Raw genomic sequence first — 20,725 nt, 5'->3', positions numbered from 1 at the left:
CTTTCGATCTCTGCCCAGGGTCATTCGTGTTGACTGTGTATCGGACCTGAACGTTTTCCGCGACCACGTTAGGGGCCTGGAGTTCATAGTCGGCCATAGTTCTCCTCTCCTCGCCAGAAGTAGAGGAACCCGATGATGAGAATTCCAAACGCCCACGCGATCGCTGATGCCCACATCCACCACGGAGAGTCGACGCCGTACAGCAGAGAATTCCGTGTAAGTTCCAAATAGGAGTACATCGGATTGGTCCGCATGACGGCGAGCAACTCGGGATGATCGCTCAGCTTGTCGTCGATGACGAAGAATACCCCGGATCCGTAGAGCCAGAAGCGGCTGATGATCGACATGAGGTTGACGATGTCGGGGATCTTGTGGCCGATCCGTGCGAGCATGCACGCGATGCCGACGTTGAAGATCGTTTGCAGACCGATGACGGGAATTACTAGTACGACTCTCCACGTCAGCACTTCGGCCGGAGGGATCACCACTAGGAGCACAATCATGACGGCGACGCTGGGAATGAAGTCGAGGAAGTTGCGCACAACGGTCGAGATCGGAAGTGCCGCTCGCGGGAACTGGAAACCCTTGATCATCGACGCACCGGCACGAATCGATCCGGTGCCGCCGGTTACCGACCGGCTGGTGTATTGGAAGAAGAAGACACCGATGACGAGGTATCCGATGAAGTTGTCGACGCTCTTCTGAGTGCCCAGGATGAAGCCGAAGATGAACCAGAAGGCCAACACGGATAGAAGCGGGTTGATGAAGAGCCACCCATAGCCGAGCAAATTCTGCCGGGTCGATCCGCTGACCTTCGCACGTGATTCGGCCAGGATGAAGTGCCGGCGACTCCACAGTGCCGCGAGGTAGCTGCGCAGGCTGGTGCGTCGGCCAACGGGGACGAGGCCTTCGCTCGAGACCGAAGGGATCGTGCTCAGGCCGAGCGGGTTAGTCGCCTCAGCTGTCTTCTTCTCACTCACCGCGCGCCCACTCCTGTGAGCTGGGAATAGACCTGACCATAGCGGCGACCGATGTCCTTCCACCTCCGTGTCGCGAGAACATGTTCACGTCCATTCTGTCCGAATCTCCTTCTTACGCCTTCGTCGCTGGCGAGCCCCGACAGCGTATCGGCCAATTCTCTCGGATGACCTGGACTCACGCGCACTCCTGCCGTCTCCGGCACGAGTTCCCGCAGAGCAGGCAGGTCGGAGACGACGACCGGTCGGGCCAACCCCATGGCTTCGATGGGCTTGATCGGGGTGACGAGACGGCACACTGGCTCGTCCTTCCGAGGGACAACGATAGCGTCGAGCGCGAGCTGGTGCTCGATCGCCTGCGCCTGGGAGACACGTCCGGTAAAGACCGCGTGTTCGCCCAGCTCTCGCGCACGCTCACGCAGAGCGGGCAAGGCAATACCGTCACCGGCGATGAGCAGTCTGAGGTCGATTCCGTGACTTCGGGCGAGGATGACGGCATCAACGAGGTCGTCGAGTCCTTCGTAACCGACGATCGAGGCAGCGGTCCCCACCCACGTTCCCGATTCGGGCAGGCCCAGACCGGCCCGCACCTCGGCGGGAGTACGAGCAACGTCAGCGTCGACGACAGCTTCGGACACAGAGTTCGGGATGAGAGTGATCGAATTCTCCGGGACTCCCCCGGCAATGAGGTGGTCCCGCATCGTCTCGCCGAGCGTAATAACCGCGTCAGCGGCCGAGGCCACCTCAATTTCCTTGGCCCGCATGAGTTGGAAGCGCTGACTGGCCCGACGAGCCCCACGTTCTGCTGGGCTGCTTCCGGCAGCGACCCAGGTCTCTTCGAGGACACCACGGACTTCGTAGACCCACGGCAATCCGACCGCTCGTGCGGCAGCACCGGTGGCCAGCCCGTTGACATAGTGCGTGGTCGTGTGAAGGATCTGCGCGCCGCGGTTCTGCGCCTGAGTGGCGAGCCAGCGCGCCTGGTCGTCGAGGCGGGCCGTCGGAGTCGACAGCGGGCGGAGGGGAATCTGCCGGAGATAGTCGACGCCGTCGACGGTCTCGACCGGTCCTGAACTCACCCGCCCGATCGTCACCGGGTAGGAGGGCCTGGTCGCTGCAGCAACCTCGTGACCGGCGTCCTTGAGAGTGGTGAGGATGGCATGCGAGCGGTAGGCGTATCCCGAGCGGGTGTGTGGCAGAGAGTTCGTCAGTACATGAAGGGCCACGGGCGGCGAACCAGGCTTTGTGCCTCGCACCGGGCGGGCTGTGATGTGGCTGTCCGTCTCCGGCCACCAACCTGGCTGCAGGCTCCGTCGCTCTTCGATGAGTCGGGTTCGGCGTGCTCCCGCGGGCAGAACGGCAATGGCTCCGTCGATGTCCCCTTTGGTCCACCGGATGCGCGAGGACAATGCAGTGGCGTGAGGAACCGCCTCGGCGATGGTTTCGGCCTCGTCGACCAGACCGAGGTTGAGAGCAATCTCCCCGAGCAGTCGGGTGGGCGATTGCGAACCGACGACGAGGTTTTCTGCGATCGCCTCCTGACCGAGCAGCCAGGCGGATGAGGCCCTGGTGGCGTCGCCGGGCAGTCGGCCGAGTGCTCGGCCGACAAGCCTCGAGACCGGTCCCGGCAGGCGACGGGCGAGCTGCATGCCGAAGAAGACGCGGTCATCGGTGATGTGGGCCGCGGTAGTTGCGACGACGTTCGTGATCTGGCGGGCGAGGAAGGTGAGGTTCATGAGATCACCTGTTTAAGGATGCGATCGTATCCAAATCCCATCGCCGCCGCCGAAGCGTGGCGGATCACCCATTCTCTCGGTTCCATGCCGCTGGGGGCGTTCTGGCCGAAGGCGTCTCCGGATTCGATGCGATCGCGCATCACCGTCATGGCTGCGGCCACGGCATCGACATCTCCGGGGCTCGCGACCTCGCCGGCGGCCGTCCCGGTGATGATCTCAGCGGCTTCACCAGCGACGACGCCGAGGACGGGAATCCGGCGGGCCATGAGCGAGTAGAGCTTCGACGGCACCGTGCATTCGTAGGAGTCGAGCGGGCTGAGGCTGACAAGTCCGGCGTCCGCCCACTCCCAATGAGCAGCGAGCTCCGCGCCGGCATGCTGGGGGTAGAACTCGACGGGAACTTCGTTGATCTCGGCATCGTCCTTGAGCGCCTCCGCGTCGACGCCACCGCCGACGATGCGCAGGTGCACTCCTTCGGTGCGGGCCAGGGCGCGGATGGAGGTCGACAGGTCTTGGGATCGGCCGACGGTGCCGACGTAGAGGAGGTTGAGTCCGCTGTGCTTGCTCGGCTCTTCGGCCGGGGCGATCACCGGGATCGCTCCGGTGGCCGTCAGCCCGGATGCCCCCTCGAGCTCTGCCGGTGAGACGCCGCTGCGAACCACCTCGGCGGTCACTCCGCGCTGTTCCAGACGGTGCTTGAAGCCGTCGGTGGTGACGACGACGACCGCGGCTCTGCGCTGGGCACGGGTGAGCAGATCCGGCAGGAACCGGTGTTCGAGCGTTTCGGTGAGCGCATTCGGCAGATACCGGCCGAGCGCACCTGTAACCAGATTCATCTCCGAAATGAGATCCGGCCAGGCGTCCCTGACCTCTGCGACATGCGGGACACGCAGCAGCCGTGACAGGGCGTCCCCGGCGAGCAGAAACGGCAAGGCTGGGGTCGTGGAGACGATGACATCGGGTTTCATCTTCCCACGCAGCCGGTCGACGACGGCGGACATGGCGCCGGAGGCCGAGACCGTCTGGTCGAGCAGCTGCCGGGCCATCGAGGATCCGCTGTGCAGGTAGGGTACGCGCAGGATCCGCTCTCCGTCGACTCCGGTGTCCCACGTGCCGCCGAGGCGCACATCGACTCGCTTCCGCCCGCGACCGACCCGGGATCCGAAGAACCTGTCCCGGTTCGGATACGGATAGTGCGGATGCGGGGCGACGGTGATGACGTCATGTCCGGACGCACGCAGGTGATCGTTGAGGATTCGCCACCGACGCTGCGGGGCACCGACTTCGGGGTAGTAGTAGTGACTGAGCAGGACGATCCTCATGCGTGCACCACCTGTGCGGAATTGCGGCGGCGCAGCCACAGCGGTACGAGGGCGTAGAGCGCGAGCAGGAAGACCCAGAACACATGGGCGGGATACGTCGTGTCCGTGTTGCCGCTGACCAGTGTCGGCACGGAGAGGATGCAGGCCAGGACGCTCAGCGCGGCATGAAACAGGGAGACGGAGCCGTGCGGCCAACCGGCCTGTTGGATGCGCTGGTAGATGTGTTCGCGGTGGGGCAGGAAGATGTTCTCACCGCGGAAGAGCCGCAGGACGAGGGTGAGCCCGACGTCGAAGAACACGAAGATCAGCGGGGCGACGATGACGACGATCGGCACCCCTTGGACGAACAGCCATACGGCGAGGACGAACACGGCCGCTCCGATCCCGTAGCTGCCGGTGTCACCGAGGAAGGCCTTGGCTTTGCCGAGGTTGAAGGGCAGGAAGCCGACGGCTGCTCCGGCCAAGGCCAAGGCGAGGAGGGCGAGGTCCTTCTCACCGATCCACGAGCCGACGAAGGCGTACCAGCCGGCAGTGACGATCGTCCATTCGGTGACGTAGCCGTCGAGTCCGTCGACGAAGTTCACGGCGTTGACGGTGGCGACCCCGATGACGGCGAAGGCCAGGGCGTGGGCGATCCCCTGAGTGGAGAACATCGCGATGATCGCGCTGAAGAGCAGTGCCAGGACGATCTGCCCGATGAGGCGGCCGGCCGGGCGCAGCGAGTCAAGGTCATCGCTCATCCCGATCGCCGAATAGCACCAGGTGAGCACGAGAAATCCGATGGGCAGGACGATCCGGCCGATACCGAAGACTCCGTGTTCGTCCATGCTCCACATCATGGCGAGCACAGTGGCCACGGTGATGCCGCAGCCGATGGCGATTCCTCCGCCGCGCACCGTCGCGAGTGTGTGGGAAGACCGGTGCGAAGGGACATCGACGATGCCCGCACGGCGCAGCAGGGGGAAGACGATGAGAGCGCTGACCGCCGTGACCACCGCGGCCACGACAAGGATCACCAGCGACTGCAGATCCATCAGTGGCCGGCTCCGGTGTCCAAAGGTTCAGAATCGAGCAGATCCGTCAGCCGAGCTTCGAGGGCCGCCCTGTTGGTGAAGACGTGCGGATCACGAGATTCGGCGACAAGGTCCTTGAGCGCGGTGAGGTCGATCGGAGTGATCGGCACCTGAGTGATGAGCGGGTGATTGGGCCGGTCGTCGACCTCACCGGGTGACAGGAGCTCCTCGGCGAGCTTCTCTCCCGGACGCAGGCCCGTGTAGACGATCTGCGCATCGGTTCGACCCGACAGCGCGATGACACGTTTGGCGAGATCGTCGATCCTGATCGGCTCGCCCATGTCGAGGACGAGCGTCTCCCCCGGACGGCCGATAGCCGCGGCCTGCAGCACGAGCTCACAGGCCTCATCAGCAGACATGAAGTAGCGGGTGACCTCAGGATCGGTCACGGTCACCGGATCACCCGCCGCCACCTGAGCGACAAAGGTCTCGAGCACGGAACCGCGGGAACCGAGCACGTTCCCGAAGCGCACGGACATGTACCGGCGCCCGGTCTCCTGTGCCACAGCGGCGATGGCGCGTTCGATCGAGAACTTCGTACGCCCGAGCACGGAGGTCGCTCCAGCCGCCTTGTCCGTAGAGATGTGAACGAAGGATTCGACATCGTTGGCCACCGCTGCGTCGAGGAGGTCGAGGCTGGCACCGACATTGGTGCGCACGGCCTGCTCCGGGAAGCGTTCAAGGAACGTCAGGTGTTTGAGCGCGGCCGCATGGAAGATGATGTCCGGCTTCACCTCGGCAACAAGGGCATCGATGAAGGCCGGGTCGCGGAGGTCACCGAGGACGAGGTCATCGCTGGTCAGCAGCGCAGATCCCTCAAGGCCGAGTTCGGTGGCGTGGAGTCCGGATTCGTCCCGGTCGGTCATGACGAGCCGGGCCGGATCGAAACGGGAGACCTGACGGCACAGCTGCGAGCCGATGGATCCGCCGGCACCGGTGACGATGACGACCTTGCCCATGATCGCCGAGGCGATGTCGTCGATGTTCGTCGAGATCGGCTTCCGACCGATGAGATCTTCGAGGCTGACATCGCGGAAACCGCGGTGCCGCAGGTCCGCAACGTCATGTGAGTCGGGTTCGGGCCGAGTGTAGTCGGAGTCCGAGAGGCGCGGCATGATCTTGATCTCGACCGGCCGCGATTCGAGATTCGAGGCGATGCGTGAGAGCTCTTCCGGCTCCAGATCCGCAATGGCGATGATGACGACGCCCGCACCCGTGCGATCGACCTGCGTGGCGATATCGCTGATCGGTCCGAGCACGCGAGTGCCGTTATAGCGCAGGTGCCGCTTGGCCGGATCATCATCGAGGATGCCCACGGCGACGAATTCGTTCCGCATATCCTGCGCGATCATGTCCAGCGCCAGCATCCCCTGGTCTCCGGCGCCGACGACGAGCGTCGGCCGGGAAGATCCCGAGGAAGTGAGGCTGCGCTGTCGCATATTGCGGCGCACCCAGTTTTCAAGGCTCTTGGCCACGACCATCAGTGCGCCCGCGGCGATGGGGACGCTGGTGGGAATGAGCAGCCGTTTGGCGAACGCGAATTCGGCCACCCACATGAGCCCGACACCCACGGCCACCGTGCCCACGATGGCAGCGAACTGGTCGGTCGACCCGCGCCGGTAACGACCGCGGTAGATCGCCAGCGGCCCTCCGATGAGGAAGACAATGAAGCCGATGACTGCACACATTAACATGCCGGGAACATTGACGCGGTGCGCGTCGAAGTCGTAGCGCACGAGCGTCATCGCCATGACGAGGAAGGCGAAGACGAGACCATCGATGAGTGACAGTGCCATGGCTCTGCCGTGTCGTCTCATTGGGGTCCGTGAGGGAATGGGCCCAGAATTGCTTCCCACTGTCCTCTTTTCGTCCGCTTTCATATGGCCGCTCCTGCTGGTCTGCCGTGCTGGTGATCAGCACCACTTCGACCTGCATGGAGTCTTCTACAACGTCCCGATTGTACTATTGGGATTAACAGGTTTCATTCAGAATGAACGCTGCGCACATTAAGAATTGGTTGCATTCGACACGTCTCGACGCTCTCACTCACTCGGCACGAATCGCGCCGCTGACAAGGACTCTTGCACCGTTCAAGTGGGCTGTCGCCCGCTGTATCGCACCGTTCCCGCCGCCGCTTGGAGGACTCGACACCGTGCCCCGAACACCGCTTCGCACTCTGAGAACCGCTCTGTGGCATCTGCGCAAGGGCGGTGTCTCACAGGTGACGAAATGGCGTCGCCGCCGGACCGTCGCTCAAGGCGCTGCGGAGACCTCGGCCTCGGTGGCCACCGGCAGCCTGTCAGCCGAAGTCCTCGCCGAGCTGTTCCCGCCTCTGCCGCTGTCGCAACGCACTCCCGTCTTCGACCAACTGCAGGTCGGTGTCATCCTCGATGAGTTCTCGGCCGAAAGCTTCGGTTTCGAATGGTCGACCCGACCTTTGTCGCCCACCGGGTGGGCGACGGAGCTCGACGGCCTCGACTTCGTCTTTGCCGAATCGGCATGGAACGGCAATGCCGGGCAGTGGAAGTTCAAGCTCACGGGCCCGTCCGGCCCGAGCACTGAGGTCACCGACCTCCTCACCGAGTGCCAACGTCGAGGCATTCCGACGGTCTTCTGGAACAAAGAGGATCCCCCACACTTCGAAGACTTCCTGCCGTTAGCCGGACTCTGCGATGTCGTGTTCACCAGCGATATCCGGCTGGTGCCTGAGTATCAGTCGAGGCTCGGTCATGACCGTGTCGCGGCTCTGCCATTCGCGGCCCAACCGGCAATCCACAATCCGTCCCGACCATCGCGCAACGTCGCTGCTCGTGACATCGCCTTCGCCGGCATGTACTTCGCGCACAAGTACCCGGAGCGTCGGGCACAGATGGATCTCCTGCTCGGTGCCGCCGAGGCTGTCTCGGGGCGGATGCAACACGGACTGGAGATCTTCTCCCGCTTCCTCGGCAATGACGAGCGGTACCAGTTCCCCGGGACGTTGGCCGATAGAGTCGTGGGATCGCTGCCCTACCGGAACCTGCTCACCGCTTATAAGCACTACAAGGTGTTCCTCAACGTCAACTCCGTGACCGACTCCCCCAGCATGTGCGCCAGGAGGATCTTCGAGATCGCGGCCGCCGGCACTCCCGTCGTCACCACGCCCAGTGCGGCCACCCGGGAGTTCTTCCCCACCGACGAGGTGCCGCAGCCGGAGACGACGGAAGAGGCCGAGTGGACGCTGCGTGCCTATGTGCGCAGTCCCGAGCTGAGGGATCGCAGCGTGCATCTGGCGCAGCGGCGCATCTGGGCCGAGCACACGTACACTCACCGGGCGATGACGGTGATGGATTCCTTGGGACTCGATTATGCGCAGCCGTTCCCGAGCTCGGTGTCGGCGGTCGTGTCGACGAATCGGCCGGACCACCTCGGCGAGGTGTTGGCCACGCATGCCGCTCAGCTGCATACGGACAAAGAACTCGTGCTCGTTGCGCACGGTTTCGAAGTGCCCACGGATCTGCGGGCCCGGGCGGCGAGCGCAGGCATCGAACATATGCAGATCGTTCGGGTGGACTCCGACCTGCCCTTGGGTGTCTGCCTCAACCGGGGAGTCGAGACCGCGTCCGGAGAGGTCATTGCGAAGATGGACGACGATGACGTCTATGGGGCGCACTACCTCGGCGATCAGCTGGCCGCGCTGCGCTATTCGGATGCGGATCTCGTCGGCAAGCAGGCTCACTACCTGCATATCCGTGCACGCGATCTCGTCATCTGCCGGTTCCCCGAACGGGAGCATCGGTTCACCGACCTCGTCATGGGTCCGACGTTGATGACGCGGCGATCGACGCTACTGGACAATCCGTTCGCCGAGCGCACCCTCGGTGAGGACACCGAGCTGCAGCAGCGCCTCATCGCCTCGGGGGCTCGGATCTATTCGGCCGACCGGTTCAACTTCGTTCAAGTCCGCGGTGACCATGCGCACACGTGGAGTGTCGATGACTATCTGCTGCTGGCGAATGGGGACGTCCACGCGTTCGGTTATGCGCCGGGGCACTACTGCTTCTGAGGGATGCCCGTACTGAGGAGTCGCCGGTCAGACTTCGGTGATGCTCAGTGAGTCCAGGCGGATGTCGCCGTCGAAGCTGCGTGAAACCCAGACAGAGACCTCTGTCAGGGTGCAGGTGTCCGCGATGCCGAGAAGGAGGGCCCGAAAGCTCATCGCGGGTGTGGTGACGACGAATCCGACGGCGAGGGTGTTCGCATCGATCTCGACCCACCGCCCAGTGACCTCGGGGCGTGTGCCCGGGGCGAACTTCAAGGCGATGATCACCCGGCCTTCTGTCTGTGCGGCGGCGGCCGTCACCTCGGTGTTGATCGCCAGAGGTCCGTGAGCGGAAGCCGGGATTCGAACTGGTTCGGTGCTCAATTCGGGCAAGGCGGTGAGGAGATCGCGAGTGCCTTCTGCGATGACGCCCGAGTGAAGGACGTGAGAGAATTCTGCCTCGAGTTCGTCGAGTGCCTTGAAGTCTTTGGTCCCCTGTTCTTTCTCCACTGCGGCCAGGGCCGAACTGATTTCAAGGTGGGCACGCCCGTCCTGCAGCGGATGGACGACCGTGATGAACGAAGGATGACGCGAGTCGAGAATCGTCGGCGCGAACTGGTCGATGATCGCATGGTTCTGACGCGGAGCCTCGATGAGCGAATGACCGTCCGTGTCGAAGGCGCACAGATAGAGCTGGCCGATCGAATTCTTCGGCCGGTAGTCCGACCGCAGGTCCCACAGCTTATCGTCGGAGTAGATCATCGAGTACCCCAGCCCGAGGCTGACTACCCGACCGGGCGGATCGGTCTCGACATAGCCGGAGACCCGATCGAAATACCGGTCGGAGACAATGTCGTCATCGTCGAGGCGGAACCAGGCGAGTCGAGCGTGCGGTCGATCCGCCTCGGCGATCATGTCCCGGAAATTATCGGCCACGGAATCGGCGTGGGTGCGGGGGTCATCGCTGCACAGAACGGTGAGGAAGTCATATCGTTCGGCCAGCTCGGCCAGGGCTGTCCTGTACTTGTCCGGCAGGGATGATGAGTGCTGGACGATGTGGCGATAGTTCCGCCCCGAGTAGCCAGCGGCCAACTGTGGCAGGGAGAGTTCGGAGAAGATCCGCAGTCGGGAGTCCAAGCGGGCCGGGTCATAGAGCGCCTCGGCGTAGGAGCGCTGCGACTCTGCCTGGGCCGAGAGCTTCCACTGTGAGGAGTTCGGCAGCAGCAGAGAGAATCGGGTGACGCCGATGAGGTAGGTGTCGGTTTGATTGGGCATCAGAGTTCGATCTGTCGGGGGTCGTTGCCGATGTGTTTGAGCACTCCGGTGCCCATGAGGTTCGTGTCGGCGGCGGCCCAGGTGTGGCGGGTCTTGTCGGCTTGCCGGTTGACGACGTAGTTGAAGCGGTCTGAGCTGTAGATTCGACCTCCGCCTTGCCTGAGTCGGGTAATGAAGTCCGAGTCCTCGCCGGTGCGCTGTTCCTTGAACCGGTAGGTGGCAAACGTTTCACGGGGGCCTGCGAAGGTGGCTCCGCGGACGAAGTCGGTGTCGCGGTGAGCCTTCCCGGGGAAGGTGAGGTAGGTGGCGTCCTCGTCTTCGAAGTACATGTATGTCTCTGCCTTGCCGACGAGGTCTGCTCCGCTGAAGCGGATCGCGTTGAGCTGGTCGCGGACGTAGTTGGCTCCGTAGAAGTCGTCGTCGTCCATGCGGAACAGGAAGTCGCCTCGGGCAGCGTCGAATCCGCGGTTGAGGATCTCGCCGAGGGTGGCCTCGGCTTCAGCCGCAAGCGTGGTCACGGATACGGCGTCTGCTGTGTCCGAGGCCTCTGCGCGGTGCTCGTCGATGAGCGATTCCAATAGCGCCGAGTCGATCGAGAAGCCGTGGGAGACGATGATGAGTTCGAGGTCGTCGATTGCTCCGGCGATGTTCTGGCGCAGGCAGTTGCCGATGATCAGTGGAAGGTTGTCCGGTCGGTTGGTGCACACGACGATCGAACAGTGCGCCGAAGGAGCCTGTGCTTCGATCCCCAATGCGGCCATGACGTCGAGGGCACGGTGGGTGTAGGTGACGTTCTCCCAGATCCGGCGCTGAGCCAGATGGACGCGGCGTTCCCGCAGTTCGTCGGAGGCGACGAGGGTGCGCATCCGGTCGAAGGCGTTCGCCTCGCCGTTGACGAGGGTGAGCAGGTCGTCGTCGAAGAAGCGGGTGATCGCTGGGGTCGGCGTGGTCACAACTGCGGCGCCGCACGCGGTGGCTTCGAAGACGCGGCGAGCGCACATCGTGTCCGACGTCGTCACCGAGTTGACGTTGATGACGACCTTGAAGCCGTGATAGGCCGAGAGCATCTGTGGGTATGGGATTCCCGGTCGCGCGGAATCGGCGAATCTGTCGGGGAATCGGTACCGCGGATCGTCGGTGTTGCGGGAGAAGATGTCGAGCCCGACCTTCTTCGCCGCCGGCAGCAGGATGTTGAGCTGGTCGCGGCGTTCTGGGTATTTGTCTCTGAAGTACATGCCGCCGAAGACGACGGCGCGGTCGCGTTCGACGCCGCGGATGCGGCCCGGGTTGTGGATCGCCGGTTGGGCGGCGAAGGGGAGCAGGTGGACCCGGTCGTGACCGAGGCGGTCGACATAGTCCGGGATCTTCTCGCCATCGGTGGTGAAGACGTGATCGTAGAGTCGGGCGGTATCGAGGAAGTCTTCGAAGTGCGGCGGATCTTCTTTGTTCCAGAACACTGTGGGGATGCCGTTGTCACGGCAGTAGGTGGTGAGCTCAACGATCGCCGGTCGCGGTGCCGTCACCCCGACGAGGTGGTATTTCCAAGTGCCGCCGTTTCCCTCCCACGCGCTTTCCGTGAACACGAGGTCTGGCTTCTCGACCTCGATGACCTCTCGCCAGTTGTCTGGGGTAGCCGTGACCACGGTCCATTCGTGCGCAAAGGCCCGAAGTGTGAATTCATCGGCGATCATGAGCACGGTCAGTCCGGCGAAGGTCGGGGTGCCCTTCGTTTCCGGTGCGTCGGGAAAGCTGATCGCCTGCGCTTGGAGTCCGGGCACTTCCGTGCCGGACGCTGTCGCCGAGGTGGCGGCGCTTCCCGTGCGCGTGTTTCCTCCCGGAGCTCCGCCGGTTGCCAGAGCGAGGACGGAGGCATCGATCCTACGGACGATCGGTGAGCTGCGGCCGACCGACCCCGCGGTGTCGTTGAGCACCCGCTCCATTCTTTTTGTCCGGCGCTCTACCGATGTGACCGCCTCGGCGAGGTCGCGGACGGCGGCCTGTGCTTGACGTTCCGTCTTGGCGGCGGCATTGCGGGCGATGATCGCCGTTCTCTCGACCGCGAGCACGAGGACAATGAGCAGTGCTGCCGTGAGCAGTCCGGTGAAGGCATAGAGCGGTTCCGTGGACAGGGCGCTCACGAGCAGTCCTGCTAATGCGGTGACGATGACGACCGCGACGGTCAACACAAGCAAACGGCTGATCCGCCGGGGTCTGACTGATGACATGACCATCATGGTGAGGTCTGCAAATGAACTGTTCGGGAACGGAACGGGACACAGCGGTGGACGGAGGTTGACGCTTTTCGGTCCCTGTTTACCTCTCAGCGGTGTCTGGGCCTCAGTCCTGCTGGGTGAGTGTCAGGAGTTCGTCGATGATGTCGGTGCTGCGGGTCGCGGAGTGCCCGTCACCGTAGGGGTTGACCGCGTTGGCCATGGTTCGGTAGGCGGCGTCATCGTCGAGGAGTTCGGCCACCTCGGCGATGATACTGTCCGTATCAGTGCCGATGAGCTTCACGGTTCCGGCGTCGATGGCTTCGGGCCGTTCGGTGTTCTCGCGGAGCACGAGTACAGGTTTGCCGAGGCTCGGTGCCTCTTCCTGGATTCCTCCGGAATCGGTGAGGACGATGTCGGCCTTCGCGATGAGGTGGGAGAATTCGCCGTAGCCGACCGGCTCGATCGAGATGACATTGTCGAGGTCATCGATTTGCGGAGCGATCGCCGCGCGCACCTTGGGGTTCTTATGGGCCGGCCACACGATGAGAAGGTCGGGATATCTCTGCGCCAGGGTCCGCATAGCCCGACCGATGCTGACCATGTTCTCGCCGAGGTTCTCCCGACGGTGAGCGGTGACCAGGAGGATTCTCCTGTCGTCGTTCTCAAGCTTCTGCAACTCGGGGACGGAGTATTCGACGGGGGTGGCGACTGCCCAGTGCAGGGCGTCGATGACGGTGTTGCCGATGACGTGGATGGTCTCGTCGGGGACACCGTCGGCGAGGAGGTTCTTTCGGGAGACCATCGTCGGGGCGAGGTGGATGCGGGCGATCTGGGAGACGATCTTACGGTTGGCCTCCTCGGGGAAGGGAGAGTTGATGTCTCCGCTGCGCAGCCCCGCTTCGAGGTGGGCGACGGGGATCTCCCGGTTGAATGCCGCGATCGCTGCGGCCATCACGGTCGTCGTATCGCCTTGGACGACGACGGCATCGGGGCGGTGTTCGTCGAGGACGGCGTCTACTCTCGTGATGACGCTGCCGGCGATGCTGTTGAGCGTCTGGTCGTGGGACATGAGGTCGAGGTCGACGTCGGGGATGATGTCGAAGACCTCATTGACCTGGTCGAGCATTTCACGATGCTGGGCGGTGACGACGACGACTGGGGTGAGCCGGGGATGGGCTTCGAGGGCCTTGATCACCGGGGCGACCTTGATCGCCTCGGGGCGGGTGCCGTAGATGACCATGACCTTCGCTTCGGCAACGCTCTGATCGGCGCTCATGCCATCTCCTTCTTCCGGGTGCCCGCAAACAGCGAAACCATAGCACCACGTCGTAGCTGGTCGATGAACGAGTCACCAGAAGTTCACTTTAATCATTTTTCGATAATGAATGAGTTCACTACTATTCTATTTGTCCCACAGAACAGCCTGGAGCTAATAAATGAACGCCTTTCCCAACAGCACTCGCCCATCGGTCGCCGTCATCGGTCTTGGCTATATCGGTCTTCCGACCGCCGCGGTATTGGCGAGTTCTGGTGCGGATGTGGTCGGTGTCGACATCAACGCCGATGCTGTGGCGACGATCAACGAAGGCAAGGTCCCGTTCGTCGAACCGGATATGGCGACCACGGTGGCCGGTGTCGTGTCTCAGGGATATCTGCGGGCGACGACCGAGACTCCGCATGCGGACAACTACATCGTCGCGGTGCCCACACCGTTCAAGGACGGTCACGAGCCGGATCTGTCATTCATCGAAACCGCGGGCAAGCAGATCGCCCCGCTGCTCGAGGGCAATGAGCTCATCATTCTCGAGTCGACCTCGCCTCCCGGGGCCACGGAATTCCTCGCCGAGACGATCCTGGCGGCTCGACCGGATCTCTCGCTCAAGTCCGGCAGTGCGCAGACGATCTATTTCGCGCACTGCCCCGAGCGTGTGCTGCCCGGTCGGATCATGATCGAGCTGCGCACGAACGACCGCATCGTCGGCACGCTCAACGGCAATGCCGGCGAACGGGCACGTGACCTCTATGAGCTGTTCTGTGAGGGCGAATTCCTCATGACCGATGCTCGCACCGCGGAGATGGCGAAGCTGACCGAGAACGCGTACCGCGATGTCAATATCGCCTTTGCCAATGAACTGTCGGTGATCTCCGACGGGCTCGACATCAACGTGTGGGAGCTCATCAAGCTCGCCAACCACCACCCGCGGGTGAACATCCTGCAGCCCGGCCCGGGTGTCGGCGGACACTGCATCGCCGTGGATCCGTGGTTCATCGTCGCCACTGCGCCGGACCAGTCATCCCTGATCCGCACCGCCCGCGAGGTCAACGATGCGAAGCCCGGCTATGTGCTCGACAAGCTCCTCCCCCAGGCACGTCGTATCCAGGATGTGCAGATCGCGGCCCTCGGACTGGCGTTCAAGCCGAACATCGATGACCTGCGTGAGAGCCCTGCTCGGCAGATCGTCGGCCAGCTCGCCGACGAGCTTCCTCAGGCCAACATCATGGCCGTCGAACCGAACATCGACCGCCTGCCTGCAGAGCTCGCGGATCGCTCGAATGTCACTCTCACCGAGGTCAACGAGGCCATTCGTGCTGCCGACATCGTGCTGCTGCTGGTCGACCACAACGAGTTCACCCGGATCGACCGGACCCTGCTCACGCAGAAGATCGTCCACGATACGCGTGGTGTGTGGGGGTAAAGCTGGTAGTCTTACGAGCTCACATCGTCGATGAGGGTTGAATAGATTTCGGCGACCCCTGTTGATCGACACAAGGCAGCGAGCAACTCAGCGGAGCTTTCAAGCGGCGGTTTTCGCCGCCGACGATAGATGCTCATCACCGCACTCACTGCCTGATCCGTTCAAGCCAGCCCTTTGGTCGTCGGTGACGATCACATCCGCTCCGCTCATGAATCCCACGCGCAGAACATGTTCGTCCACAGAGAGTCCCTTTGCAGACCTGGAACGAGTACGCAGGTGTCCAACACGGCTTCATACACGTTGCCGACTTCTCAGTTCAGTGACCGCCGGCGTTCTTCTTGAACTTCTGTCAACGCATCCAAACCGTCGTCCTCGTCGAACGCTCGGTATTCGGATGAACTGTGGAAAATGAAGTCTGAGCAATCAGCATAAAACTGGTCCCGGTAGGCCACAACGTCAGCCAGCCGCAACTGCCTGCGGATTGGACCGGGAACGCTTGCTTCGAGAGCGCCCGCGTCGATGAGCTTGACGAACGTTGGCCGATTCAGCCTGAGCAGATCAGCGGCCTGTCGGCTGGTAATCGCCTGATCCCTGCGGTACACACCCACCGACTGACCTGAACGAAGCACTTCTGCAGCACGCTTGAGATGCCGAGCAGTTCCTCCGTGATTCGACTCGGTCGCCTCCGTCAGCGTTCGACAAATAATAGTGGCACCGTCCTCGCGACGCTGCTTGTGAGCGAAGAAGTCCGCGACTGCGGCCAGCTTGTCGGACTCCGATCTGCGCTCCGCAGACAATGTCGCTCCAGTTCGATCAACCATCGCTCTCTCCCCGGCGAATCAGCCACTCTCACAACCCGGCGATATCTAGACACCGCCAATGAAGGGCACCTACCCGGCCGCCGGTACTACCTCCATCAGAATCGTCTATACCAAATTAGGCGCTCCACTGCTCTCTCTCGACAGCGGCGGCGGTGCGGATCGATCCGAGCATTGAGCGCGTCTGGGCGGCGCTTCCTTGCCTGTGTGGCAACGGTAAACGGCTCGGGAGAGGCCACTACACCCGTCGCCAGGCCTGCTTCCAGCCTGCCAAGAACTGGCGCGAACTTCGCACCATGGCTCGGGCATGCCGACACGACAGTGTCACCCTCAGCACTGTTACTGACAAAATGTTCAAAGGGGACTTTGCAGGGTTGCGCCACTTTCGGTGCAAACGCGTGTGGCGCCAAGAAACCTCATCACTACTGTCCGGGAGCCCTATAGGGAGCTCAGACGCGGCTAAGATAGCCCTAATTCATCGAACGCGGAGCAACACTTCTTCCATGCTAGAGTGTAGGAGTTAAGAAATGACTAAACTCGATCGGCCATTGATTTGCTCTGGCAGGTGCTACACCATCACTGCCGCGCTTTCGCGGGATGGACAGCGATGCCCGGCAAGTAACTTCCTGGAGGGCCTGAAGAAAGGCCTACTCAAGGCCGATCCAGATCACCAAGCGGAGGACGGTTGGCCCGACGAAAGGCAAGTGAATGCCCATGTCATCCTCTTGAGCCGAATCAACCATTTCAGCAATCATGGGGAGCCGCAGAGCAAGTTGCACATCAACGCGCTGCGCGACGGTATCTGGGAGTTTAAGTCGGCATCGAAGCGGGTCTCGTTCTTCGATACCGACGGACAAGGTGGCTACTGCCCGAAAGAAAAATACAAAGATCGTGATGACGCGCCAGAAGATTTTGCACAAACAGAATTCTGGTGGGTGCCGAACTTCGACGAGGACATCCGCCTCGGACACTCGTTCTTCAAGCGCGGTGAGAAGACGGAAGAACACGATATCCGACAGTGCAAGCGAATCAGAGAAGGAGACCTCAGCCATGACGCGCCCGACGCGCAGTACAAGACGAGATGCTCACCTTCAGCATGAGTTCTCCGATCATCCGGCTGTCGAACGGCGTAGAAAGTCGGTCGTCGACGAGCTACTTGAGGACGCAAGCCTCGCACCTGAATTCGAGGCCGCAGCTGCTATCGATGACGCACACATGTTGCTCAGACAGGCACTCGAGCGCGCGAGCGTTGACCAAGCGCAGATCGCGACGATCCTTGGAGTGTCGCCAGCGCGCGTTACACAAATCATTCATGGCGAAGACGACCTTCGATTGAGCACTTTGGCTCGCTATGTGCGAGCACTCGGCACCCACCTCGGCTTGTCTCTCTATCCAGCCGGGCCGGGAATTAACCGCCCGGTCGCCGGGCTCTCAGTGAAAAGTTCAGACGTCGACACAGTCGATCAGGCAGCACTCTGGGACCACGCCGACTCAGAAGAGTACGGCGCCGAAATTCGCCTTCACAGGGTCGTCTATCGACACAAGACGCCGAAGACTAATCAACGGCAATACCTCAGCAAGACTTTTGAAATCTCCGCCGAATATGAGGACCAGTCATGAGCGCGAACGAGATTAGCGAAGTCGCCGATTACAGTGTCAGTTCCCTGACACATCTCGGCGCTTCATGGGAGATCAAGCTCCCATTTGAGAGAGTAGAGGACGATGCCAGCCTAAACCTCACGTTCAAGGTCACTAATGGCATTCATACGGCGATGGAGGACGATTGGTACGCTGCTGTCCGCGCTCAAGCCAAGATAGAGATCTTCGTTGATACCTCCGGCAATCAGGACAGTGATCAGGAGCTTCTGGTTGTACGCTCCGCCACCAAGTTCAGAGCTGGCGTGACGTCGTCGGTCAAGGATCTCACGGAAGACGACGTTGGTACCATTCAGCGGTCCGTTCTCAGCCGTATATATCCGCACCTGGTGATGTCCGTGCTCGAAGGTGTTCGCCTCGCTGGCTATCCCGAGCCTGACCTGCCCCTGACGTATGAGGAGTACCGCTCCTCCATCACCGAACCGGAAGACGGAGAGCACGAGGACAAGTAGCTAGCAACTGTGGCCCAGTCGTTTCTCTGGTTCTTTGCTTAGTCAAGCAGGAACCTGGGCCTCTTACGAGGACGAGGCTCTGGCCGCCGCTTGACTACGCCGGTATCGGGTTGCGCACCAGACGCCAACGTAGAGCACAAACGGATACACATTCGTCGGCTCGCGAAATTTAGCTCCCCTAGACCAGCCTGCCATTACAGCAATCGCGAACAGCTGTTCGAGGTGCTGACATGAGTTTGGACGTCATGCATGGTGTCGAATCTCCCGACCTCCTTGCAACCCTAATGTTCCCTCGAATGATTCCACAATAGTTTCGAAACTCAATGGTCAGCACCTCCATCCACGGTCACCCTCACGCTGAACCAAATCATCAACGCGGACGAGCCTCCTCAAAACAGCCATACCGGCGGGCATAAGGTGGAGTTATCCGAGCTGAGGAGAAGAATTGACCGTTGAACCGATCTGGCGTCCGAACCATGACCAAACTCCGCGCCCGCAGATCCTCGACTTCACCGACTTCGCGAACCAGCGCACCGGCCAGAACATGGTCAGCTATGACGATCTGTGGCGCTGGTCGGTGGGTGACCTCGACGGATTCTGGGGTGCGATCTGGGACTTCTTCGACGTCATCGCCGACGAGCCCTACACCGAAGTCCTCGCCGACCGTTCCATGCCCGGCGCCACCTGGTTCCCCGGCACCCGCCTCAACTACGCCGAACACGCCCTACGTGCCGCCCTCGACGAGAACCTCGCCGACGAACCGGCGATCATCACCATCACCGAAGCCGGCAATCGTTCGGAGACCACCTGGCGCGAACTACGCCGCCAGGTCGGATCTGTCGCTGCCTGGCTGCGCAGCCTCGGCGTGGGTGAAGGTGACCGCGTCGTCGGCTACCTGCCGAACACCCACCACACTCTCATTGCGTTCCTCGCCTCCGCCTCGATCGGTGCCATCTGGTCCGCATGTGCCCAGGATTATGCAGCCGAAGGAGCCGCCGCGAAACTCGGCCAGCTCGAACCGAAAGTCCTCTTCGCCGCCGACGGCTACCTGTGGAACGGTCAAGCTTTTGACCGCCGCGACCAGGTCGCGGATCTGGCCAACCGGATGCCGAGCCTGCGGGCCGTGGTCGGGGTGGGCAACCTCGGCGAGGAATTCATCGATGAACACGGTCAGATCACGAACCTCACTGCCTGGGACGATATCGCATCCGGGGATGTCGAACCCGAGTTCGCGCGCGTCGATTTCGATACCCCGCTGTGGGTGCTGTACTCTTCGGGCACGACGGGGATTCCCAAGGGGATCGTGCACAGCCACGGCGGGGTCGTCATCGATCATCTGCGTCTGCTGGGTCTCCACCTCGACATTCGCCCCGGTGCCCGGTTTTTCTGGTACACGAATACGAACTGGATGATGTGGAACCTCGTCGCCTCCGCTCTGGTGGGCGGTGCGACCACGGTGTGCTTCGACGGCAGTCCCCTCTACCCGGGGCCGGGCCGGCTATGGGAGATCGCCGCGGACACGAAGGCCAATGTGCTCGGGGTCAGTCCCGGGATCTTCCTGGCCGGGATGAAAGCCGGGATCGAACCCGGCAAGGAGTTCGACCTCTCCGCGCTGCGGACGATCGGTGCCACCGGAGCCCCGGTGCCCGCCCACTGCTTCCCGTGGGTGCGCGATGCCGTCGGCGAGCGCGTGCAGCTGGCCTCGACGAGCGGCGGCACGGACGTCGTCAGCGGCTTCGCCGGTTCCGCCCCGAACGTGCCGATCTGGGCCGGGGAACTCTCACAGCCGGTGCTCGGTGTGGCGTTGGAGTCCTGGGACGACTCCGGCCAGCCTTTGGTTGGCGAGGTCGGGGAAATGGTCATCACCGCCCCGATGCCGTCGATGCCGGTGAAGTTCTGGAACGATCCCGACGGTGAGCGCTACCGCGACACGTACTTCTCGATGTTCCCCGGAGTCTGGCGCCACGGCGACTGGATCACCATCACCGACCACGGCAGCGTCATCATCTCCGGCCGCTCGGACGCCACCCTCAATCGGCAGGGCGTGCGCCTGGGCAGCGCCGACATCTACGACGTCGTCGACGGCATCCCCGAGGTGGCCGAGTCCCTGGTCATCGGTGCCGAGCAGCCCGACGGCGGGTACTGGATGCCGTTGTTCGTGGTTCTGGCATCGGGGGTTTCGTTGGATTCAGGGTTGGGGGAGCGGATCGCGGCGGAACTGCGGTCCAAGGCGTCACCGCGGCACGTGCCCGATGACGTCATTGCGGTGCCGGCGATCCCGCACACGAAGACGGGCAAGAAGCTCGAGGTGCCGGTGAAGAGGCTGATCCAGGGGCACGATCTGGCCAAGGTCGCGAATCCGGATGCTGTGGATTCGTTCGAGGCGTTGGCGTACTTTGCTCGGTTTGGGGAGGGCCCCGGTAAGCCTGCATGAGGAGGGTGTCCGATACTTCGGACACTATCTTCGCAGTCCTGTAGCGAATGGA

Annotated in this window: 15 protein-coding genes; 6 read left to right on the top strand and 9 right to left on the bottom strand. The window is 62.5% G+C overall.

Translation table 11 applies throughout. The annotated features are described in order from the left end of the window. Positions 1 to 83 precede the first annotated feature (83 nt). The 5 genes from ACTIIH_RS04400 to ACTIIH_RS04380 are packed head-to-tail and all read right to left on the bottom strand — an operon-like array spanning position 84 to position 6,904. Positions 84 to 980, bottom strand: coding sequence for an ABC transporter permease (locus tag ACTIIH_RS04400; RefSeq protein WP_441450720.1), 897 nt, complete (start codon positions 978 to 980; stop codon positions 84 to 86). Beyond that, positions 977 to 2,713 (bottom strand): glycosyltransferase family 4 protein, encoded by a 1,737-nt coding sequence (locus ACTIIH_RS04395; protein WP_441450718.1) that lies wholly within the window; start codon positions 2,711 to 2,713, stop codon positions 977 to 979. The genes ACTIIH_RS04400 and ACTIIH_RS04395 overlap by 4 nt, the downstream gene beginning before the upstream one ends. Next, positions 2,710 to 4,035, bottom strand: a complete 1,326-nt coding sequence (locus ACTIIH_RS04390) for a glycosyltransferase family 4 protein (protein WP_441450716.1) — start codon at positions 4,033 to 4,035, stop codon at positions 2,710 to 2,712. Before ACTIIH_RS04390 ends, ACTIIH_RS04395 begins: the two co-directional genes overlap by 4 nt. Further along, positions 4,032 to 5,069 carry an MraY family glycosyltransferase gene (locus ACTIIH_RS04385; RefSeq protein WP_441450714.1) on the bottom strand — a complete coding sequence of 346 codons (1,038 nt, stop codon included), beginning with the start codon at positions 5,067 to 5,069 and terminating at the stop codon, positions 4,032 to 4,034. Before ACTIIH_RS04385 ends, ACTIIH_RS04390 begins: the two co-directional genes overlap by 4 nt. Then, on the bottom strand, positions 5,069 to 6,904 hold the full coding sequence (locus ACTIIH_RS04380) for a polysaccharide biosynthesis protein (protein ID WP_441450712.1): 1,836 nt from the start codon (positions 6,902 to 6,904) through the stop codon (positions 5,069 to 5,071). Before ACTIIH_RS04380 ends, ACTIIH_RS04385 begins: the two co-directional genes overlap by 1 nt. A 356-nt stretch (positions 6,905 to 7,260) precedes the next feature. On the opposite strand from ACTIIH_RS04380, the gene ACTIIH_RS04375 reads away from it, so the two are divergent. Then, positions 7,261 to 9,153, top strand: a complete 1,893-nt coding sequence (locus ACTIIH_RS04375) for a glycosyltransferase family protein (RefSeq protein ID WP_441450711.1) — start codon at positions 7,261 to 7,263, stop codon at positions 9,151 to 9,153. A gap of 27 nt (positions 9,154 to 9,180) precedes the next feature. Here ACTIIH_RS04375 and ACTIIH_RS04370 read toward each other — a convergent pair whose 3' ends face one another. The 3 genes from ACTIIH_RS04370 to wecB form a co-directional block, all read right to left on the bottom strand. Further along, the gene (locus tag ACTIIH_RS04370) at positions 9,181 to 10,404 is read right to left on the bottom strand and encodes a glycosyltransferase (protein ID WP_441450709.1); all 1,224 of its coding nucleotides are present in this window, start codon (positions 10,402 to 10,404) and stop codon (positions 9,181 to 9,183) included. Next, positions 10,404 to 12,629 (bottom strand): glycosyltransferase family protein, encoded by a 2,226-nt coding sequence (locus tag ACTIIH_RS04365; RefSeq protein ID WP_441450707.1) that lies wholly within the window; start codon positions 12,627 to 12,629, stop codon positions 10,404 to 10,406. Before ACTIIH_RS04365 ends, ACTIIH_RS04370 begins: the two co-directional genes overlap by 1 nt. Positions 12,630 to 12,741: 112 nt before the next feature. Next, positions 12,742 to 13,893 (bottom strand): non-hydrolyzing UDP-N-acetylglucosamine 2-epimerase, encoded by a 1,152-nt coding sequence (wecB, locus tag ACTIIH_RS04360; protein WP_441450705.1) that lies wholly within the window; start codon positions 13,891 to 13,893, stop codon positions 12,742 to 12,744. A 160-nt stretch (positions 13,894 to 14,053) separates the two neighbouring features. Here wecB and wecC point away from each other — a divergent pair, with 160 nt between their 5' ends. Further along, entirely contained in the window at positions 14,054 to 15,313 is a 1,260-nt protein-coding gene (gene wecC / locus ACTIIH_RS04355; protein WP_441450703.1) for a UDP-N-acetyl-D-mannosamine dehydrogenase, read from the top strand. A gap of 311 nt (positions 15,314 to 15,624) precedes the next feature. Here wecC and ACTIIH_RS04350 read toward each other — a convergent pair whose 3' ends face one another. Next, a complete protein-coding gene (locus ACTIIH_RS04350; RefSeq protein WP_125187689.1) occupies positions 15,625 to 16,134 on the bottom strand; it encodes an excisionase in 510 nt (169 codons plus the stop codon). Between the two features lie 524 nt (positions 16,135 to 16,658). Between ACTIIH_RS04350 and ACTIIH_RS04345 the strand changes: the two genes are divergently transcribed. The 4 genes from ACTIIH_RS04345 to ACTIIH_RS04330 all read left to right on the top strand — a co-directional run bounded on the left by ACTIIH_RS04345 (position 16,659) and on the right by ACTIIH_RS04330 (position 20,673). Then, positions 16,659 to 17,231: a hypothetical protein gene (locus ACTIIH_RS04345; protein ID WP_441450701.1), complete on the top strand. Its 573-nt coding sequence runs from the start codon at positions 16,659 to 16,661 to the stop codon at positions 17,229 to 17,231. Then, positions 17,182 to 17,751, top strand: coding sequence for a helix-turn-helix domain-containing protein (locus ACTIIH_RS04340; protein ID WP_164514360.1), 570 nt, complete (start codon positions 17,182 to 17,184; stop codon positions 17,749 to 17,751). The genes ACTIIH_RS04345 and ACTIIH_RS04340 overlap by 50 nt, the downstream gene beginning before the upstream one ends. Further along, positions 17,748 to 18,239: a hypothetical protein gene (locus ACTIIH_RS04335; RefSeq protein ID WP_441450698.1), complete on the top strand. Its 492-nt coding sequence runs from the start codon at positions 17,748 to 17,750 to the stop codon at positions 18,237 to 18,239. Before ACTIIH_RS04340 ends, ACTIIH_RS04335 begins: the two co-directional genes overlap by 4 nt. 445 nt (positions 18,240 to 18,684) lie before the next feature. Then, complete coding sequence (locus ACTIIH_RS04330; RefSeq protein WP_441450697.1) at positions 18,685 to 20,673, top strand: acetoacetate--CoA ligase; 1,989 nt, start codon at positions 18,685 to 18,687, stop codon at positions 20,671 to 20,673. Positions 20,674 to 20,725: the final 52 nt, after the last annotated feature.

Source organism: Brevibacterium sp., from assembly GCF_052105255.1.
In the GTDB taxonomy this organism is placed as follows: domain Bacteria; phylum Actinomycetota; class Actinomycetes; order Actinomycetales; family Brevibacteriaceae; genus Brevibacterium; species Brevibacterium linens_B.
Note: the sequence above shows the minus strand (reverse complement) of the source record. Positions and strands in the feature narration are given on the sequence as shown.

What these genes read in the sequence shown, in the direction of transcription:
- ACTIIH_RS04395 (WP_441450718.1), bottom strand. Translation starts at nt 2,713, where the DNA reads ATGAACCTCACCTTCCTCGCCCGCCAGATCACGAACGTCGTCGCAACT.
- ACTIIH_RS04390 (WP_441450716.1), bottom strand. Translation starts at nt 4,035, where the DNA reads ATGAGGATCGTCCTGCTCAGTCACTACTACTACCCCGAAGTCGGTGCC.
- ACTIIH_RS04385 (WP_441450714.1), bottom strand. Translation starts at nt 5,069, where the DNA reads ATGGATCTGCAGTCGCTGGTGATCCTTGTCGTGGCCGCGGTGGTCACG.
- ACTIIH_RS04380 (WP_441450712.1), bottom strand. Translation starts at nt 6,904, where the DNA reads ATGGCACTGTCACTCATCGATGGTCTCGTCTTCGCCTTCCTCGTCATG.
- ACTIIH_RS04370 (WP_441450709.1), bottom strand. Translation starts at nt 10,404, where the DNA reads ATGCCCAATCAAACCGACACCTACCTCATCGGCGTCACCCGATTCTCT.
- ACTIIH_RS04365 (WP_441450707.1), bottom strand. Translation starts at nt 12,629, where the DNA reads ATGTCATCAGTCAGACCCCGGCGGATCAGCCGTTTGCTTGTGTTGACC.
- wecB (WP_441450705.1), bottom strand. Translation starts at nt 13,893, where the DNA reads ATGAGCGCCGATCAGAGCGTTGCCGAAGCGAAGGTCATGGTCATCTAC.
- wecC (WP_441450703.1), top strand. Translation starts at nt 14,054, where the DNA reads ATGAACGCCTTTCCCAACAGCACTCGCCCATCGGTCGCCGTCATCGGT.
- ACTIIH_RS04350 (WP_125187689.1), bottom strand. Translation starts at nt 16,134, where the DNA reads ATGGTTGATCGAACTGGAGCGACATTGTCTGCGGAGCGCAGATCGGAG.
- ACTIIH_RS04345 (WP_441450701.1), top strand. Translation starts at nt 16,659, where the DNA reads ATGACTAAACTCGATCGGCCATTGATTTGCTCTGGCAGGTGCTACACC.
- ACTIIH_RS04340 (WP_164514360.1), top strand. Translation starts at nt 17,182, where the DNA reads ATGACGCGCCCGACGCGCAGTACAAGACGAGATGCTCACCTTCAGCAT.
- ACTIIH_RS04335 (WP_441450698.1), top strand. Translation starts at nt 17,748, where the DNA reads ATGAGCGCGAACGAGATTAGCGAAGTCGCCGATTACAGTGTCAGTTCC.